Below are 17,914 nucleotides of genomic sequence, written 5' to 3'. Positions count from 1 at the left end.
TCAGCCCGCGGTCTTTTCTTTACCGCCGTGGGGCAATTGCCCCACCGGACAGTCCGCCACGCCGACCGTGCGCCGGGTGATGTTCTCCACATTCTCCCGGGCCTTCTCTGCATCCAGGACCCAGGTGCGGTAGAACTCGAACGGGCAGTCGGCGATGCCCTTGTCGCCATCGCCGGAATCGTAGATGCCGGTGTAGCCACGGTGCAGCAACTTGAACAGATGGTTCTGCGACTGGTCGTTGGCTCGCGCATCGCGGATCTGTGAGATCGACAACTGGGCGTACTGAATACCCATTTCCTCTTCGCCACACTCACCCAGGGTACGGCCGTCGAAGCCGATGATCGCCGAGTGCCCGAAGTACGAATACACCCCGTCGAAACCGGCGGCGTTGGCCACCGCGACATAACAGTTATTAGCCCAGGCCATGCTCTTGGACATCTGCACCTGCTGCTCCTTGGCCGGGTACATATAGCCCTGGCAACGGACGATCAGCTCCGCGCCCTTCATCGCACAATCGCGCCAGATCTCCGGGTAGTTGCCGTCGTCGCAGATGATCAGGCTGATCTTCATGCCTTTGGGGCCGTCGCAGACATAGGTGCGGTCGCCGGGGTACCAGCCTTCGATAGGACACCAGGGAATGCACTTGCGATAGCGCTGGACGATCTGCCCCTGATTGTCGATCAGCACCAGGGTGTTGTAAGGCGCCTTGTGCGGATGCTCCTCGTGGCGTTCGCCGGTCAGGGAAAACACACCCCAGGTATTGGCCTCGCGACAGGCCGCGGAAAAGATCGCGGTCTCTTCGCCGGGAATGGTCGCGGCGGTGGCCATCATCTCGTCATGGTCATAGAGAATGCCCATGGTGCTGTACTCGGGGAACACCACCAGGTCCATCCCGGGAAGCCCCTGCTTCACGCCCTTGATCACCTCGGCGATCTTGCGGGCATTGTCGATGACCTCGGCCTTGCTGTGCAGGCGCGGCATCTTGTAGTTCACGACAGCAACACCCACGGTATCCGGGCTGCTGGAAATGTCGCCATGGCGCATGGAGAAAAACCTCTGTCAGTGACTGATCATCCAGGGCCGTGGCCCGGTCTTGCTCTTGAGTCCCAGGGGATTGGCCTTGGTCGGCAGCACCGGTTTGCTTGGCGCGCAGCAACCGCAGCCCGCCGGATGGCGCCGCTGCTGGTACTCGGCGACGGTCTGCGGCGCATGGGCGCTGCGCTCGTTGGTGGCGATGGCCTGGCGCTGGCTGCTCGACAGGCAGTTCAAGGCCGGCGCCGATAACTGCAAACCACCGCCCGCGCCGCCGCAATAGGGGCACTGGCAAGGTTCATGGCGCTGGTTCATGGGCCGCAGCATGGTGAAGGTGCCGCAGGCCTGGCACTGGTATTCGTAAGTCGGCATGGTTCGAACTCCCGGAATCTTGATGACGCCTTACAGATCGTGGGCGATAGGCAGGTCGATACTGCCGTCCAGGTGCTTGATCGGGCCGCTGGCGTTGGGGTTGATATCGAAGTCGAAGATCTCGGTCGGCAGCCACAAGGTCGCGCAGGCATTGGGGATATCCACCACGCCACTGATATGGCCCTGCACCGGGGCCGATCCCAGCAGGGCATAACCCTGGGCCGGGGAATAACCGAACTTGGTCAGGTAATTGATCGCATTGAGGCAGGCCTGGCGGTAGGCGACGTTGACGTCCAGGTAGTGCTGTTGGCCGCTCTCGTCCACCGAGATGCCTTCGAAGATCAGGTAGTTCTTGTAGTTCGGGGTAATGGGGCTTGGCTTGAACACCGGGTTCTTGATCCCGTACTTGGCCATGCCGCCTTTGATCAACTCGACCTTCATGTGTACCCAGCCGGCCATCTCGATGGCGCCACAAAAGGTGATCTCGCCGTCGCCCTGGCTGAAGTGCAGATCGCCTACCGACAGGCCGGCGCCGTTGACGTAGACCGGGAAGAAGATCTTCGAGCCGCGGGACAGGTCCTTGATATCGCAGTTGCCGCCATGCTCGCGCGGCGGCACGGTGCGGGCGCCGGTGGCGGCGGCGTCATCGCGGGCCTGGCCCTTGAGTTTGCCCATGTGTGCGGTGGCGGCCAGCGGCGCGTTGGCCAGGGGTGGCACGCGGGTCGGGTTGGTGTCGATCAGTTCCTGTTCACGGCGGTTCCAGTCGGCGAGCATCACCGGGTCGGGCAGGCAACCGATCAGGCCGGGGTGGATCAAGCCGGCGAAGTTGACACAGGGAATGTGCCGCGAGCTGGTGAACATGCCTTTGAAATCCCAGATGGCTTTCTGCGCACTGGGGAAATGATCGGTGAGGAAGCCGCCGCCGTTCTGCCGGGAAAAGAAACCGTTGAAGCCCCACTGGGACTCGGCCTTGGCGCCGATGTCCAGCAGGTCGACCACCAGCAGGTCGCCAGGTTCGGCGCCGTGCACGCCGACCGGGCCGGAGAGGTAGTGCACGGTGGACAGGTCGATATCGCGCACGTCGGAAGCGTCGTCGTTGTTCTTGATCGCCCCGGCGGTCCAGTCGTAGGTTTCGAGAATGAAGTCATCCCCCGGCTTGACCCAGCAGGCCATCGGAATGTCCGGATGCCAGCGATTGTGGATCTGTTCGTTCTCGGTGGCGGGCTGGTTGAGGTCGACTTTGATCAAGGTATCGGTCATGGCAAAGCTCCTGGACAGTAGGGATGTACAGCGTTGCTGGCAGTCTCGAATGGCGGCGCGAATCGGCCAATACGTCGGATGACGTAGCCCCTCGCAACACCGCAATCTGTAGGAGCTGGCTTGCTGGCGATAGCGGCCGAACAGGCGATGCAAGGCTCAAGGGCCTCATCGCCAGCAAGCTGGCTCCTACAGGGGACCGCGTTGACCGGGGTTTCGAGTCCGGGTCAAAGCGGTGCCTACAGAGGGTAGATGTCTATACGGAGAGGTAACGGCTGATCGTCGCCTCGTCGACCTTGTCGCGGGTTTCCTCGATGACGAAACGTCCCTTCTCGATCACCAGAAAGCGGTCGGCGATTTCCAGGGTGAAGGACAGCACCTGCTCGGAAACCACGATGGTCAAATCCCGCAGGGTGCGGATTTCCTTCAGGGTCCGGGCGATGTCCTTGATGATCGACGGCTGGATGCCTTCGGTGGGTTCGTCCAGCAACAACACCTTGGGATTGGTCGCCAGCGCCCGGGCAATCGCCAGTTGCTGTTGCTGCCCACCCGAGAGGTTGCCGCCCTTGCGCGAGCGCATGTCGTGGAGCACCGGGAACAACGCATAGAGGTCTTCCGGCACCTGACCCCGGGCCGAGGCCGGCAAGCCGGTCTGGATATTTTCCAGCACCGTCATGCTGGGAAAGATCATCCGCCCCTGGGGCACATAGGCAATGCCGTGCTCGACCCGCTCATGGGTCTCGAGACTGGACACCTCGTGCCCATCGACACTGACCTGCCCACCCCACTGCGGAAGAATGCCCATCAGGCTCTTGAACAGCGTGGTCTTGCCCATGCCGTTGCGCCCCATCACGGCGACGATTTCCTGCTTGGCCACGGCCAGGTCGAGGTCGTGGAGGATCTGGCTCTGGCCGTAGCCACAGGACAGCTTGTTGACGTTGAACATGCCTGCTTCCTCAATGGCCCAGATAGACTTCGATGACTTTCGGGTTGTTCTGCACCGACTCCATGCTGCCCTCGGCCAGCACCTTGCCCTGGTGCAGCACCGTGACCTTGTGGGCAATGCTCTTGACGAACTCCATGTCGTGCTCGATCACCAGCACCGAACGGCCCTGGCTGATGCGCTTGAGCAACTCGGCGGTCTGCACGCGCTCGTTGACGCTCATCCCGGCGACGGGTTCGTCGAGCATCAGCAGGTCGGGGTTCTGCATCAGCAGCATGCCGATCTCCAGCCACTGCTTCTGGCCGTGGGACAGCAGGTCGGCCTGTTGCTCCAGCAGATCGCCGAGAAATATCTCCCGGGCCACCTCTTCCACCCGCGCAATCACCGCCGCGCTGCGCTTGAAGAACAACGCGCTGAACACCTTGCGTCCGGCCGGATAGGACATCTCCAGGTTCTCGAACACCGTGAGGTTTTCGTAGATCGACGGGTTCTGGAATTTTCGCCCGACGCCGGCACGGACGATGTTGTACTCGTGCATCCTGGTCAGCTCTTTCCCGTCGAACTGGATGCTGCCGCTGGTGGCGCGGGTCTTGCCGCAGATCAGGTCGAGCACCGTGGTCTTGCCCGCGCCGTTGGGTCCGATCACCACCCGCACTTCATTGCGGTCTATATACAGGTTGAGGTTGTCCACCGCCTTGAAACCATCGAAGGACACCGTCAGTCCCTCGATGGCCAATACCGGTTTGTTCATCTGAAAACCGATGGCGGTCATGGCTGTGTCTCCAGGGAAGGACGTTCAGGGGCTGGAGCTTTCGGTTCGACACGTACGGCCTGTGGCAAGGACGCAGCCACCGGTTGTGAGCGAGGAGAACGTCGCAGCAATCGAGCAAGCGCCTGGCGACCATGACTGTCCCAGAGCCCGGCCAACCCATTGGGGAAGTACATGACCACGGCAATGAACAGCCCGCCCATCAGGTACAGCCATAACTCGGGAAAGGACTCGGAGAAATAGGTCTTGCCGTAGTTCACCAGCAGGGCCCCATACACCGCGCCGAGCAGCGACATACGCCCGCCGACCGCGGTGAAGATCACCATCTCGATGGACGGCACGATGCCGACGAATGTGGGTGACATAAAGCCGACCTGCAAGGCGAACATCGCGCCGCCAATGGCCGAGAACCCGGCGGCGATGCAAAACACGAATATCTTGAAGGTCGCCACGTCATAACCGGAGAAGCGCACCCGCTCCTCCTTGTCGCGCATCGCCATCAGCAAGCGCCCCAGCTTGGAAGCGAGGACAAAACGGCCGATAAAAATGCAGCCGAACAGCAGCGCCGCATTGATGAAGTACAACACCAGCTTGGCGCTGTCGGTGCGCAGGTCCCAGCCGAGCAGCGTCTTGAGATCGGTGATGCCATTGACCCCACCGCTCAGGCCCTGCTGACCGACAATCAGCACTGTGAGAATCAGCGCAATGGCCTGGGTGACGATGGAGAAATACACATCCCCGACCCGTCGCTTGAACAGTGCAATGCCGATGATGAAGGCCAGCAACACCGGCACCACAATCACCGCCAGCAGCGTGAAACTGAAACTGTGAAACGGCACCCAGAGCCAGGGCAGTTCGGTGATCTGGTTCCAGTCCATAAAGTCCGGAATGCCCGGCGTGGTCTGGATCTTGGTGCTGACCGGATCGGAGGCTTCCAGCTTGAGAAACATAGCCATGCAGTAGCCGCCGACACCGAAGAACACTCCCTGCCCCAGGCTGAGAATGCCGCCATACCCCCAGCACAACACCAGGCCGACGGCAACGAAGGCATAGGTCAGATACTTGCCCACCATGTTCAACCGGAAGGCATCCAGGGTCAGCGGAAACACCACGAAAATCAGCAGCGCCAACAGCGCCACGCCGAGCAGGTTCGGCTTGCCCGCCAGCATCTTGTCTAGAACGTTCATCGGCTCGCCTCTACTTGCGCACTTTGATGGAGAACAGCCCTTGGGGGCGCAACATCAGGATCAGGATGACCCCGGACAGGGTCAGCACCTTGGCCATCGAACCGCTGAGGAAAAACTCCGAGATCGATTGGGTCTGGGCAATCACGAACGCCGACGCGATGGTGCCGAACAGGCTTTGCGCACCACCGAAGACCACCACCAGGAAGGTGTCGACGATGTACTGCGAGCCGGCGGTGGGCCCGGTGGAACCGATGGTGGTGAAGGCCGCGCCGGCCACACCGGCCACACCGCAACCCAGGGCGAAGGTCATGCGGTCGACCTTGCGGGTATTGATGCCCACGGCCCGGCTCATCAACCGGTTCTGCACCGTGGCGCGCACATGCAGGCCCCAGCGCGAACGATAGAGCAGGACAAAAATGCCTGCCGTCAGCAGCAAGGTCAGGGCCATCATGAACAGGCCGTTGCGCGGAATCTCGATGGAGTCCGTGAGGTTGAACGACCCCATCAGCCACTCCGGTGGCGTGGCGCTGACTTCACGGGCGCCGAACACCGAGCGGAAGATCTGCTGCATGACCAAGGACAGGCCCCAGGTCGCCAGCAGCGTGTCCAGCGGCCGCTTGTAGAGTCGGCTGATCATCGCCCACTCCACCAGCCAGCCGATGGCGCCGGCGATCAGAAACGACAACGCGATGGCGAAGAAAAAATAGTAGGGTTGGAACGCCGGGGCGAAATGGCTGGTCAGGCTCGAACAGACATAGGTGGTGTAAGCACCGATGGTGAGGAACTCGCCGTGGGCCATATTGATGACCCCCATTTGCCCGAAGATGATCGCCAGCCCCAGCGCCATCAACAACAGCACGCAGAACACGGACAAACCGTTGAACCCCTGCATGGCCGCGATGGCACCAAATTCCGATAGCCATTCCATGATGATGGTCTCCTGCGGTGGAAGTAAAAAAACCGCATCCCCGGCAAACCAGCCCCCTGCAGGAGCCGGCTTGCCGACGATAGGGCCCGAACGTTATTGGTAACCTTTAGGGAACGGATTCGGCTCGATCAGACCCGACTCGTAGACCACCTTGAACTGGCCATTGGGCTGCACTTCACCGATACGGGTCTTGCTCCACAGGTGATGGTTGTCGTGCACTTTCACGTAGCCTTCAGGTGCGGTTTTCAGCTCGATGCCTGGCGAGGCCGCGACCACTTTGTCAACGTCGAAACTGCCGGCCTTCTCCACTGCTGCTTTCCACAACCACGGGCCGAGATAAGCCGCCTGGGTCACATCGCCAATCACCGCATCCTTGCCGTACTTGGCCTTGAAGGCTTCGACGAAGGCTTTGTTGTTGGGGTTGTCTAGGCTCTGGAAGTACTTCATCGAGGCATAGAAGCCGGCCATGTTCTCGCCGCCGATGCCCAGCAGTTCGTCTTCGGTTACCGACAGGGTGAGCAGGGTCTGCTTGGTCGAGTTGACGCCCGCCGCATTCAGTTGCTTGTAGAACGCCACGTTGGAACCACCGACCACGGCGGCGAACACCACATCAGGTTTCTTCAGCTTGACCTTGTTGATCAGCGAGCCGAACTGGGTGTTGCCCAGCGGGTAGTAGTCTTCGCCGACCACGGTGCCGTGCAGCACGTTTTCAATATGCTTGCGGGCGATCTTCATCGAGGTGCGTGGCCAGATATAGTCCGAACCCACCAGGTAGAAGGTCTTGGCGCCCTTGGTCTTGGCGATCCAGTCGAGACTGGCAAGGATTTGCTGGGTGGCTTCCTGGCCGGTGTAGATCACGTTCTTCGACTGCTCCAGCCCCTCATAGAAAGTCGGGTAGTAGAGCAGGCCGTTTTCCTTCTCGAAGATCGGCAGCACGGCCTTGCGCGAAGCCGAGGTCCAGCAGCCGAACACCGTCGCCACCTTGTCGTTGACCAGCAGCTTCTTGGCCTTCTCGGCGAAGGTCGGCCAGTCGGAGGCGCCGTCTTCCTGGATCACCTTGATCTGCCGACCGAGGATGCCGCCCGAAGCGTTGATCTGCTCGATGGCCAGGCGTTCGGCCTGGATCGAACCGGTTTCGGAAATCGCCATGGTGCCGGTGGCCGAGTGCAACTGGCCGACGGTGACTTCAGTCGGGGTCACGGCCAGGCCGGTGGTGTTGGCCTCGTCCGCCATCACCCCCTGGCTGAACACACTGGCGGCCAGTAACGACAGGGCCGCCGCTCCCAGCGCCAGACGGCGCGGCAACAGACCTTGGGTGCGGATCAATCGTGGTTCCATGCTGCTACTCCTCTGCGGTGGCGCTGCGGTTCGCCTGGGAGGGCGGCCAGCAACGGTGATGGCATCAGCATGGCGGCGAGCGACGGTGGCCGGTATACGCAGCCTGACGTAAAGGCATACGTCATTTGACGTAGGGAAATTCGCACCAAGCTGGCGCAGGCTAGCGCCCCAGGCCCGTGCCACCTGACCGCCTCACGCGCAGGCACGCGCACGGGTAACCGCTGGTGCGGCCCGCCAGCCTGGGGCATGAAAATTGCTCAATTTTTCACCACTACAACGCCAGGCACGGAGCGCCTTGACCGCAGGAGTCTTTCACCGTGCTACCACCCGGCACCCAGCGCATCGCCAAGATCCGCCGCGACTACAACAGCTGGGTCGCCGACGAGACCATGGAGGACTACGCCCTGCGCTACACGCCGAAGTCCTTTCGCAAGTGGTCGGAACTGCGCATTGCCAACACCGCCCTGGGCGCGGTGTCGTTCCTCGCCCTGGAGGCGATCGGCGGAGTGCTGGCCCTGAGTTATGGGTTCACCAACACCTTCTGGGCGATTCTCGCGGTGAGCCTGGTGATCTTCTTCACCGGCCTGCCCATCAGCTACTACGCCGCCCGCTACGGCGTCGACATGGACCTGCTGACCCGCGGCGCCGGCTTCGGCTATATCGGTTCGACCATCACCTCGCTGATCTACGCCAGCTTCACCTTCCTGTTTTTCGCCCTGGAGGCGGCGATCATGGCGTTGGCCCTGGAGCTGTATTTCCATATCCCGCTGGCCTTCGCCTATGTGATCTGCTCCGTGCTGGTGATCCCGCTGGTGGCCTACGGGGTGACGCTGATCAGCCGCCTGCAACTCTGGACCCAACCGCTGTGGCTGGTGTTGCTGGTGCTGCCCTACCTGTTTGTGCTGGTGAAAAATCCCCAGGCCTTCAGCGACTGGACCAGCTTCCTCGGTCGCAGCTCCAGCGGTGGTGACTTCAATCTGCTGGAGTTTTGTGCGGCCTGTACCGTGGCTCTTTCGCTGGTGACGCAGATCGGCGAACAGGTCGACTACCTGCGCTTTCTGCCGGAGAAAACCTCGGCCAACCGCAAACGCTGGTGGGCCGCCCTGCTCTGCGCCGGCCCCGGCTGGATCATCCCCGGTGCCCTGAAAATGGCCGCTGGGGCCTTCCTGGCCTTTCTCGCCCTGCAACACGAAATCCCCATGGAGCGCGCCGCCGAACCGACGCAGATGTACCTGGTGGCTTTCCGTTATGTGTTCTCCTCGCCGGAGTGGGCACTGGGCGCGATGGTGCTGTTCGTGTTCGTCTCGCAGATGAAGATCAACCTGACCAATGCCTACGCCGGCTCCCTGGCCTGGTCGAACTTCTTCGCCCGGGTCACCCACAGTCATCCCGGCCGCGTGGTGTGGCTGGTGTTCAATGTGGCGATTGCACTGATGCTGATGGAGCTGGGGGTGTTCGATGTCATCGACCAGGTGCTCGGTCTCTACGCCAATATCGCCACCGCCTGGATTGGTTCGGTGGTCGCGGATCTGGTGATCAACAAGCCCCTGGGACTGTCACCGAAACATATCGAATTCAAGCGCGCCCACCTCTACGACATCAACCCGGTGGGCGTCGGCTCGATGGTGATTGCCTCGCTGCTGTCGATCCTTGCCCACTTCGGACTGTTCGGTGCCCTGGCCCAGGCCGCGCCACCCTTTGTCGCCCTCGGTACCGCGCTGATCATGGTTCCGCTGCTGGCCTGGGGCACCGGCAGCCGCTATTACATCGCCCGCACCAGCGACCCATTGCTGCTGCGGCCGGTGCAACCGAGTACGCAGGTCACCTGTGGTCTGTGCAGTAATCCGTTTGAAGTCGCGGATATGGCGTTCTGTCCGGCCTACAGCACGCCCATCTGCTCGCTGTGCTGTTCGCTGGATGCGCGTTGCGGCGATCGCTGCAAACCCCAGGGGCGCCTGTCCGCGCAGTTCGAGTCGCTGTTGCGATGGTTATTGCCCAGCACCATGGTGCCGCGCCTGCACACCCGGTTGATGCATTACCTCGGTCTACTGCTGGTACTGATCCTGATGCTCAGCGGCGCCCTGGCGCTGATTTACGGCCAGGCTTCCCAGGGTTTGCCTCATTCGGCGACCTTGTACCAGGCGTTTTTCAAGGCCTTCCTGACCCTCTCGATGTTGGCGGCTATCCTCGCCTGGTGGATCGTCCTGACCCGGGAAAGCCGCCATGTGGCCCAGGAAGAATCGACTCGCCAGACCCAATTACTGATGCAGGAAATCGCCGCCCACCGTGTCACCGACCAGGCGTTGCAAGATGCCAAGGAAGCCTCCGAGGCAGCCAATGCGGCCAAGAGTCGCTATATCACCGGGCTGTCCCATGAACTGCGCACGCCGCTCAACAGCATCCTCGGTTTTACCCAGAACCTGCAGCGCGACGCGGCCATGCCGGAACAGCACCAGGATGCCCTGGCGACCATTCTGCGCAGTGGTTCGCACCTGCTGTCACTGATCGACGGACTGCTCGATGTGGCCAAGATCGAGGCCGGCAAACTGCGCCTGGAACTGACGGAAATTCCTTTCCCGGAACTGATCCATGACCTGGAACTGATGTTCACTCCTCAGGCCCAGGAAAAGGGTCTGCGCTTTCGCCTGGAACTGATCGGCAAGATGCCGGCGGTGGTGCGTGGCGATGAAAAACGTGTGCGACAGATCCTGATCAACCTGCTGGGCAATGCGGTCAACTTCACCGACAGCGGCGAGGTTTGCCTGCGGGTCAGCTACATGCGCGAAACCGCGAACTTCGAGATTATCGACACCGGTATCGGCATTGATCCCGAGCATATCGAGCGGATCTTCCAGCCGTTCGAACGCGGCGACCTGATGCGCCAGGACAAGGGCGTCGGCCTGGGCCTGACCATCACCCGCATGCTCACCTCGCTGATGGGCGGCGAATTGCAGGTCAGGAGCCAGCAGGACAAGGGCACCTGCTTCCAGGTGCGGCTGTTTCTCTCCCAGGTACGCGCGCCCCAGGCCGTGGTCCATGTCGAGCACGACATCATCGGCTACCAGGGACCACGACGCCGGGTGCTGGTGGTGGACGATCATGTGGACCATCGCAAGGTGCTCAACGGCATGCTCACACCGTTGGGCTTCGAAGTAGTGCAGGCCAGCAACGGCCAGGAAGCGATTCGTCAGGTGGCGTTGCTGGGGCCGGACCTGATTCTGATGGACCTGTCGATGCCGACCATGGATGGCTGGGAAACCAGCCGCCTGATCCGCCGCAATGCGCTGTCCACGGTGCCAATCATCGTGATCTCGGCCAATGCCTTCAGCGACGAGCGCAACCTGGCCAGCGCCTGCAATGACTACCTGGCCAAACCGGTGCGCACGCCGGAGTTGCTGGAGAGGATTCAGAAGCAACTTGATCTGCATTGGGTGCGGCGTGAAAAGCCGGCGCCGGTGGCACTCCCCGAACCCTGGGTCTTGCCCTCACACCCTGACCTTGTTGCCCTCGGCGAACTCAGCGCCATCGGCTATGTCCGTGGCTTGCAGGAAAAGCTCGACAGCATCCAGGCTGAAGCGCCGGACACAGCGGCTTTTATTGGGTCGATCCGCAAACTGCTGAAGAACTTTCGCCTGGACGAAATCAACCGCACCCTCAAGGAGGCAGAAGATGAATGCACTGACCACAGTCGCTGAACCCGGTGTCGTGCTGATTGTGGATGACACGCCGGATAACCTCGCCCTGCTCTCCGATGCGCTTAACGATGCCGGTTATATGGTGCTGGTGGCGCTGGATGGGTTGAGTGCGTTGAACCGGATTGAGCGGCGGCGTCCGGACTTGATTCTGTTGGATGCAATGATGCCGGGGCTGGATGGGTTTGAGACCTGTCGGCGGATCAAGGCGCAGCCGGAGAGTGCTGATATTCCGGTGCTGTTTATGACGGCGCTGACGGAGAGTCGGCATGTGGTGCAGGGGTTTGAGGTGGGTGGCAGTGATTACGTGACCAAGCCTATTCAGATCGATGAGGTGCTGGCTCGGGTTGCGGCGCATTTGCGCACCTCACGCATTCTGCATTCGGCGCGGGCGGCGTCACAGCCAGTGGCGGCCTTGAGCCTGAACGATGGACCGGCCAGCCAGGTGTTGTCGGCGCGCTTTCAACTGACCGGTCGTGAGGTGGAAGTGTTGCGCTGGGTGGCCTGTGGGAAAACCAATCGCGATATCGGCACCATCCTGGACTTGAGCCCGCGTACGGTGAACAAGCATCTGGAACATGTGTATATCAAGCTGGGGGTGGAGACACGTACGGCGGCGACTTCGGTGGTGCTGTCGGCGATGACTGAGCATCGGCGGATGTAGGGCTCTGACAACAGTCACCCGGAGACCGAGGCCAGTGAACCCAATATCCCTAACGCTTTTTAGGCGCCAACAACTCAGAGCGGCCAATCTGTTCCCGATGTCGCTCTGGCGGCCGAGGACCTGAGAATCCCGCGCCCGTAATGGCTGCCTCCAACCCTCGCAAGTGCGGAGCTGATTTCTGACTACGTAATGACTCCATGCCATCGTTCCAGGCATGCACCATATGCTTGGCAACATCTCGCCACGCGGGCTCGTTCTTCGCCGCCTCGATAACTTCGACCCCCACCGCGACTGCTGACTCACACAGCGGCTCGACCATTTCGGCGTAACGACGCGGGGCGATGCCAAGGCGAGCATTGAAGAACATCTCCAGTGTTCGCCCTGGAGTCCAGGTCTGACGCCCACCGATAGATAGCCCGGGCGCATTATCCGCGAAACGCGGATAGGCCTGAGTCGTGACCAGGTCATAGACCGGCGTAAAGGCCACATCGGTTCGCGACGTGTAATAAAGCGCGATGTTCTTGGCGTGGCAGTCTGCGTTACGTACTACATAGTTACTCAGCAGTTGCCAACCGAAATGCTCTCGCTGCTCACGCAAGTGTTGTGCATCAACATAGGCCCGGGTGGCATTCCAGACTCTTTCCATCGTGGTTGCGTACTTCTCGTGGGGTGGCAAGCCCAACAGCCCACAGGCATCTTCCAATCCCCATTGCGGTACGCCGTATTCATCAACATCGAAGCGATCCACGACCAGCACGCGGCCGTCATCTGACATACGGCATTTAGCAACCGGAACGGTATTCAGACGTTCCAGTACCCGCATGGTGTAAAACTCGTTGAAGCCCAGATAAGGCGTGTTGTCATCCGATCCTTTGATGATGTGAAATCCGGTGCGCAACGTGGGTTTACCCAAAGGTAGATCGCCTGCCCGGGCCTGTTGGGCGATGAACTTGGGGACCACTCCCGAGATCGCCGCCCGAGCATAGCGACGGACCAGTTTGGCGAAGTGTTCGGAGGTATTTTCAGCTGTCAAAAGGTGGCCGATATCCAGCGGATCCGCTTCCAGCCCCGGCTTTAGCCCTTCAGGTGTCACCGCAACCCGACCGATACCCGCACCGCCGATGACCGCCAACAGAGACAAGTCAGTACCGTCAAGCAGCGGCCCGAACTCTTCACGAATAACGCCCAGCAAATATCCTTCAGGCAAGTTTTGCCGAAAGAACGGAAAGAGGTCACGCGGCCAACGCCAAGCTTCTTCGCGCACAGGCAGGGTCAAACTGACAAAGTCTGCCGCGTCTGTACCGGGAAAATACTTCAGCACGTATTCGTCCCGTTCACGGTACAGCTTGCCTACCGCTCTCCCACTGACATGGACATCCAGGATCATCGCTCAAACACTCCCTGTCGCTGCTCAGCGAGAATATCCTCGACCGTGCGCTGATGGCCTGCCTTCACCAGCTTCAAGTCATAACCCGCCGCCTCCAGCAATCGCACCAGAGCCGAAACACTCATATCGCCTTTGGCCAAGGTTTCCATGCGAGCGACAGTTGAACGCGCCACGCCTGCACGGCTCGCGATCGCCTCCTGGCTGAGATGTGCCTCACGACGAGCTTCCTTCAGCATATGCGCCACATCGTACAAGGTGCTCATTTGTAGCCCCCGAGCCTCAAAAAGGATAAAACATTCAATTACTGTAGCCCTGAAGGCACAAGCTCGCAATATTCATAGTAGCTCTGGCAGATTTAATTGGACATCAAGACTGAGCGATAAACTGTAGCCCAGGAGACTCAAAAATGCATAAAACCCTTGAAAATGTGGCCCGTGAGCATCACGCCCCGGAGACTGGAGTCTTCGGCGATTGAGGAGCTGCCCTCAGGGGCAGCAAGCTGACGAAAAAGCATGATATGAAGGGAAGCTGTTGCTCCTTTTTTCACACCCGCCTCTGGACACATGACTGACTTCACTGGCTAATACTTCCATCAATCCTTTCGGCTCACTCACTCCGGACTCGTCAATAGTGCTGAACCGCAACGCCCTGATGGCCCAACTCTCTGCCACACCCGATGACATTGCCGCGCGTGCTTCGCTTTATCGCGCTCTGCTCGACAGCGGAGAGGCTTCACTGGATGGTCTACGAGTAGCCGCCGGCCTGCGCGATCCGGCTGCTATCGCTGTTGTTGCGCAGTTGAACGCCACCGCGCATACCAATCGCCCCAAGGCATTGTTGTCGCAGCTTCGTGGACTGCCCGTAGACCATGTCGAGCTGGAGAATGCCGAGCCTGACGGGCTTGATGCCCTGGCTGGGCTGCCACTGCGTACGCTGGTACTCAACAGCCCGAAATTCAGCTTTGATCAGACTGTATGGCAACGTTTGCCAGCCGTTGCCCTCGATACATTGGAAATCAGTGGCTTTTCGCGCGATGACAACGCCAGCAGCCTCCCGTCACTCGAACGGTTGCGCCGACTGAAGTTGGAAACCTACGGCGAAGACTTCGACGACCGTTTCCTCCACCAACTCGGCAGTGGCACGCTGCAGGAGTTGTCGTTGAACCGTTGTGATGAGGTCACCGACGACGGCCTGCTCGGACTGTCACGACTCAAGTTGCGTTCACTCACATTCGAACGCGCGGGGGAACTCACTTCACGTGGAATGCAGCACTTGGGTCATCATCCACTCGAGCAGCTATCGCTAGGCTGGAATGGCGCAATCCTGAAGGACCCTTCCTGGCTCCGCGGCCTGACCGCATTGCGCTCGCTGAGCCTCGATTACTGTTACGCAACCGACACCATGCTCCACGCCATCCAGGGCCTGCCGATCGAACGGCTTTCGCTGCAATCTTCGTATATCGGCGAGGACGACATTGCCGAACTGGAAGGCATGCCACTCGCCGATCTGGATCTTAAATCTTCACAGCAAATGATCGAGCGGCTCGATGTGCTGCACGCGTTTCCACTGAAGCGCCTGGGGCTCTCCGATGTGCAAGGCATCGACGCGCATACATTGTCCGACCTGCGCGGTTTGGAGCTGGAATCGCTGGACCTTTCATTGAACGACATCACCGGGAAGGAACTGAAACAACTGGCGGGTCTGCCGCTGAAGCGGCTTAATCTCAGTTTTTGTCACGGCATTGACGGCAAGGCTTTGCGAATGCTCGTCGAATTGGGACTGCCGTTGGAGCAACTGGAGATAAGCGGTCTGGATCTACGCGACGCCGATTTGGCCTGCCTGCGCGATCTGCCGCTGCAGCGTCTCGGGTTGTATGAAAGTCCTTGGCTCACTGACGCCGGAGTCGCCCACCTGGCGCATTTGCCACTGCGAGATCTGACACTCGCGGCAGGTCCGGGGGAATCGCAGCTCACTTCAGCCGTGGTGTCCGTGTTGGAGCAGTTGCCGCTACAAAAATTGTGGTTGCCGAACAGCTCAGGGATCAGCGCAGAAGGATGGGATCGCTTGGCCAGATTGCCGGCCCATGTGACTGGGCCTGGTATTTGACAGGTCGTGGAAATCCACATAACCACTGAGTCGTATCAGTCCTAAGTACCTGGAAAATCGAGGGCCCAGCAGGAGAATTCGCGCTCCCGGCCAACTGCCCTTTCAGCGTTTTAACACCGTCAAATCAGCTGCGTTTTTTCAGTGATCTTGCAGTGCCAGCAAGACAACTCGCTTTCCTTTGAATGAAGTTTCCTAGAAAATCCTGAGCGCTTGTGCCTGCCAATTTCGCTGGCTAGTCTTCAGTCCGTCACTGCATATCAGTGATCGGGTTTGGTAGCCCGGTATAGATTGGCGCACAGCGCCCCCTTGGAATCAGGCGTTTTTTATTGCCTGCATTTTATGGTGGCTGTGCGCAGGGCACCTTCGGGCGCGCCGGTTTCTCCAATCTTCCGGTCTACCAACCTGTGTACAGCCGCCACCCCAATCGTTTGGTAGCGATACTGGTGACGGCTCCATCCGTGAGATTGGAGATTTGCCATGTACAAAGTCACACCCAACCCACCGGGAACCTCCGGAATCGAAAGCATTGACCCCCAAGCCGCTGATCGCGCCTTGGCGTACTACATGCTGCCTCAGGGCGGCGGTCCAAAACGCCCTGGTATCGCAGGACCACAAGGCAAGCCCCCTGCCTCGCAAAGCCGCGAAGAAGCCCTCTTCAACGCCAGTTCAATACTGGACTCCGCTGCCGCCACCGCCTATGAAAATGCCGACAACCTCACGGGTGCGAACCGCAAGGTGGCGATGGGTGTGGTGCATCTGATTGAGTTGGCTCAACGACAAGTTGATTCCGTGATTGAGAACCAGCCCGCTGGGATAACAAACTGACAGGTACAAGCCCAGTACCATTTAGGGGGGAGCTGTGCTCCCCCTTTTTACTGACGACTAGAAAGCTCTCCCCATCAGGTGCTCGTAAGATTTTTCGTCGAGCCAACAGGATATTTTTCCTTCTCTGGACAGCCATTTCTAAGACTTCGCTTTTTATGTGAGACTCTCCTGCAAATTCACAGGATTTGGCTTACATAGTGGCGCATGACGCGAAATGAATGATCTCTCCAGACTGCAAAGCCCTGCCGCCGTCCAAGCCGCCTTTGACGAGTTTTCAACCCTGGGACGCTCTGCCTTTCTGAAGCGGTATGGCTTCGGAAAATCGAGGTACTTCCTGGTACGCAATCCGCGAAATGGCGAACAGTGCGATATCAAAGCCGTTGTGGCGGTTGCCTACGGAGTGCAATTCCCATCTGACGGCCCACTGAGCGCGACAGCACTTGTGGAAAATGAAGCGACCGTCGCGGCCAAATTGCAGTCGCTCGGGTTCGAGGTGATCCGAATCGGAGAGGACTGGTCCCAGGACGAAGTCGATGCGACCGTAGCCGATTACTTTGAGATGCTGAGGCTTGAAGCGGAACAGCGCCCCTACAACAAAACCGAACACAACAGCGCATTGCGCACCCGCCTCAACGGACGAAGCAAAGGTTCGGTGGAGCTCAAGCATTCGAACATCAGCGCCATTTTGGCCGGTCTGGAATTGCCATTTATTCAGGGCTACAAGCCCCGAGGCAACAGCCAGCTTTTGCTGCGTCAAGCGGTTCAGGCCTATGTCACAGACAACCGCAGCGTCATGCACAAAGTTGTTGATGCACTGGAGGAAGTGAAGGCGCCCGGGGAAAAGACCTACACCGGCACCGTGCTGGTGGATGCGCCCAAGAAGGAAGCTTTACTTCAGGCATCCGAAGCCGCATCGCGCATCCGCATACCCCGTAAGCTCAATTTCGCGGCACGTGACGAAGCCAACCGACAACTGGGTCGCAGCGGAGAAGAATGGGTCATCGGCTACGAGCACCAGCGATTGCAGGAAGCTGGCTACCCGGATCTGATTCAGCAACTGGAATGGATATCGGACACCCGAGGCGACGGCGCTGGATTCGACATTTTGTCGTTCGATACACCAGTGGACCATCGGTACATCGAAGTCAAAACCACCAACAATGGAATAGCGGCGCCCTTCATCATCAGCCACAACGAGTTGCAGTTCTCAAAAGAGATGGATCAACAGTTCTTTCTCTATCGGGTGTTTGAGCTGCGTAACGCGCCAAAGCTCTTCATTCTGCGCGGGGACCTGTCGGATCAGTTGTACCTGAAGCCTTTGGATTTCAGGGCGAGCTTTCGAAATTACGTTGGCTAAATTTTCAGCCGGCCAATCGCACTGAATCAATTTTCAAACAGCTCTAGCAGTGACTTC

General features: G+C 59.7%; 15 protein-coding genes. 5 read left to right on the top strand and 10 right to left on the bottom strand.

Going from position 1 to position 17,914, the window contains the following annotated elements; genetic code table 11:
• The 8 genes from M5B42_RS20610 to urtA all read right to left on the bottom strand — a co-directional run bounded on the left by M5B42_RS20610 (window position 1) and on the right by urtA (window position 7,826).
• The gene (locus M5B42_RS20610; RefSeq protein WP_248746853.1) at window positions 1-1,044 is read right to left on the bottom strand and encodes an aliphatic amidase; all 1,044 of its coding nucleotides are present in this window, start codon (window positions 1,042-1,044) and stop codon (window positions 1-3) included.
• Window positions 1,045-1,059: 15 nt separating this feature from the next.
• Window positions 1,060-1,404, bottom strand: coding sequence for a zinc ribbon domain-containing protein (locus M5B42_RS20605; protein ID WP_248746852.1), 345 nt, complete (start codon window positions 1,402-1,404; stop codon window positions 1,060-1,062).
• A 30-nt stretch (window positions 1,405-1,434) separates the two neighbouring features.
• Entirely contained in the window at window positions 1,435-2,664 is a 1,230-nt protein-coding gene (gene fmdA / locus M5B42_RS20600) for a formamidase (RefSeq protein WP_248746851.1), read from the bottom strand.
• Between the two features lie 253 nt (window positions 2,665-2,917).
• Entirely contained in the window at window positions 2,918-3,607 is a 690-nt protein-coding gene (gene urtE, locus M5B42_RS20595) for an urea ABC transporter ATP-binding subunit UrtE (RefSeq protein ID WP_248746850.1), read from the bottom strand.
• Between the two features lie 10 nt (window positions 3,608-3,617).
• Complete coding sequence (gene urtD, locus M5B42_RS20590) at window positions 3,618-4,376, bottom strand: urea ABC transporter ATP-binding protein UrtD (protein ID WP_152742110.1); 759 nt, start codon at window positions 4,374-4,376, stop codon at window positions 3,618-3,620.
• A complete protein-coding gene (gene urtC, locus M5B42_RS20585) occupies window positions 4,373-5,560 on the bottom strand; it encodes an urea ABC transporter permease subunit UrtC (protein ID WP_103497668.1) in 1,188 nt (395 codons plus the stop codon). Before urtC ends, urtD begins: the two co-directional genes overlap by 4 nt.
• A gap of 10 nt (window positions 5,561-5,570) precedes the next feature.
• A complete protein-coding gene (urtB, locus tag M5B42_RS20580) occupies window positions 5,571-6,488 on the bottom strand; it encodes an urea ABC transporter permease subunit UrtB (RefSeq protein ID WP_248746849.1) in 918 nt (305 codons plus the stop codon).
• Window positions 6,489-6,581: 93 nt separating this feature from the next.
• Window positions 6,582-7,826 carry an urea ABC transporter substrate-binding protein gene (urtA, locus tag M5B42_RS20575; protein ID WP_248746848.1) on the bottom strand — a complete coding sequence of 415 codons (1,245 nt, stop codon included), beginning with the start codon at window positions 7,824-7,826 and terminating at the stop codon, window positions 6,582-6,584.
• A 317-nt stretch (window positions 7,827-8,143) separates the two neighbouring features.
• On the opposite strand from urtA, the gene M5B42_RS20570 reads away from it, so the two are divergent.
• Together M5B42_RS20570 and M5B42_RS20565 are read left to right on the top strand one after the other, a co-directional pair.
• Window positions 8,144-11,521 carry an ATP-binding protein gene (locus M5B42_RS20570; protein WP_248746847.1) on the top strand — a complete coding sequence of 1,126 codons (3,378 nt, stop codon included), beginning with the start codon at window positions 8,144-8,146 and terminating at the stop codon, window positions 11,519-11,521.
• Entirely contained in the window at window positions 11,496-12,182 is a 687-nt protein-coding gene (locus M5B42_RS20565; protein ID WP_100941570.1) for a response regulator transcription factor, read from the top strand. Before M5B42_RS20570 ends, M5B42_RS20565 begins: the two co-directional genes overlap by 26 nt.
• 49 nt (window positions 12,183-12,231) lie before the next feature.
• On the opposite strand, the gene M5B42_RS20560 is transcribed toward M5B42_RS20565, so the two are convergent.
• On the bottom strand, window positions 12,232-13,569 hold the full coding sequence (locus M5B42_RS20560) for a type II toxin-antitoxin system HipA family toxin (protein WP_248746846.1): 1,338 nt from the start codon (window positions 13,567-13,569) through the stop codon (window positions 12,232-12,234).
• Window positions 13,566-13,832, bottom strand: coding sequence for a helix-turn-helix transcriptional regulator (locus M5B42_RS20555; RefSeq protein ID WP_248746845.1), 267 nt, complete (start codon window positions 13,830-13,832; stop codon window positions 13,566-13,568). Before M5B42_RS20555 ends, M5B42_RS20560 begins: the two co-directional genes overlap by 4 nt.
• A 388-nt stretch (window positions 13,833-14,220) precedes the next feature.
• Here M5B42_RS20555 and M5B42_RS20550 point away from each other — a divergent pair, with 388 nt between their 5' ends.
• The 3 genes from M5B42_RS20550 (at window position 14,221) to M5B42_RS20540 (ending at window position 17,857) form a co-directional block, all read left to right on the top strand.
• Window positions 14,221-15,675 carry a leucine-rich repeat domain-containing protein gene (locus tag M5B42_RS20550; RefSeq protein ID WP_248746893.1) on the top strand — a complete coding sequence of 485 codons (1,455 nt, stop codon included), beginning with the start codon at window positions 14,221-14,223 and terminating at the stop codon, window positions 15,673-15,675.
• Between the two features lie 477 nt (window positions 15,676-16,152).
• Window positions 16,153-16,500, top strand: a complete 348-nt coding sequence (locus M5B42_RS20545; RefSeq protein ID WP_248746844.1) for a hypothetical protein — start codon at window positions 16,153-16,155, stop codon at window positions 16,498-16,500.
• Window positions 16,501-16,714: 214 nt separating this feature from the next.
• Window positions 16,715-17,857 carry a DUF3883 domain-containing protein gene (locus M5B42_RS20540; protein ID WP_248746843.1) on the top strand — a complete coding sequence of 381 codons (1,143 nt, stop codon included), beginning with the start codon at window positions 16,715-16,717 and terminating at the stop codon, window positions 17,855-17,857.
• Window positions 17,858-17,914 lie beyond the last annotated feature (57 nt).

Origin of the sequence: Pseudomonas sp. MWU12-2037 (assembly GCF_023242345.1) — a bacterium.
GTDB lineage: Bacteria > Pseudomonadota > Gammaproteobacteria > Pseudomonadales > Pseudomonadaceae > Aquipseudomonas > Aquipseudomonas gingeri_D.
Note: the sequence above shows the minus strand (reverse complement) of the source record. Positions and strands in the feature narration are given on the sequence as shown.

Excerpts from the sequence above, each read along its gene's own strand:
- M5B42_RS20610 (WP_248746853.1), bottom strand. The coding sequence starts at position 1,044 with ATGCGCCATGGCGACATTTCCAGCAGCCCGGATACCGTGGGTGTTGCT.
- M5B42_RS20605 (WP_248746852.1), bottom strand. The coding sequence starts at position 1,404 with ATGCCGACTTACGAATACCAGTGCCAGGCCTGCGGCACCTTCACCATG.
- fmdA (WP_248746851.1), bottom strand. The coding sequence starts at position 2,664 with ATGACCGATACCTTGATCAAAGTCGACCTCAACCAGCCCGCCACCGAG.
- urtE (WP_248746850.1), bottom strand. The coding sequence starts at position 3,607 with ATGTTCAACGTCAACAAGCTGTCCTGTGGCTACGGCCAGAGCCAGATC.
- urtD (WP_152742110.1), bottom strand. The coding sequence starts at position 4,376 with ATGACCGCCATCGGTTTTCAGATGAACAAACCGGTATTGGCCATCGAG.
- urtC (WP_103497668.1), bottom strand. The coding sequence starts at position 5,560 with ATGAACGTTCTAGACAAGATGCTGGCGGGCAAGCCGAACCTGCTCGGC.
- urtB (WP_248746849.1), bottom strand. The coding sequence starts at position 6,488 with ATGGAATGGCTATCGGAATTTGGTGCCATCGCGGCCATGCAGGGGTTC.
- urtA (WP_248746848.1), bottom strand. The coding sequence starts at position 7,826 with ATGGAACCACGATTGATCCGCACCCAAGGTCTGTTGCCGCGCCGTCTG.
- M5B42_RS20565 (WP_100941570.1), top strand. The coding sequence starts at position 11,496 with ATGAATGCACTGACCACAGTCGCTGAACCCGGTGTCGTGCTGATTGTG.
- M5B42_RS20560 (WP_248746846.1), bottom strand. The coding sequence starts at position 13,569 with ATGATCCTGGATGTCCATGTCAGTGGGAGAGCGGTAGGCAAGCTGTAC.
- M5B42_RS20555 (WP_248746845.1), bottom strand. The coding sequence starts at position 13,832 with ATGAGCACCTTGTACGATGTGGCGCATATGCTGAAGGAAGCTCGTCGT.
- M5B42_RS20550 (WP_248746893.1), top strand. The coding sequence starts at position 14,221 with ATGGCCCAACTCTCTGCCACACCCGATGACATTGCCGCGCGTGCTTCG.
- M5B42_RS20545 (WP_248746844.1), top strand. The coding sequence starts at position 16,153 with ATGTACAAAGTCACACCCAACCCACCGGGAACCTCCGGAATCGAAAGC.
- M5B42_RS20540 (WP_248746843.1), top strand. The coding sequence starts at position 16,715 with ATGAATGATCTCTCCAGACTGCAAAGCCCTGCCGCCGTCCAAGCCGCC.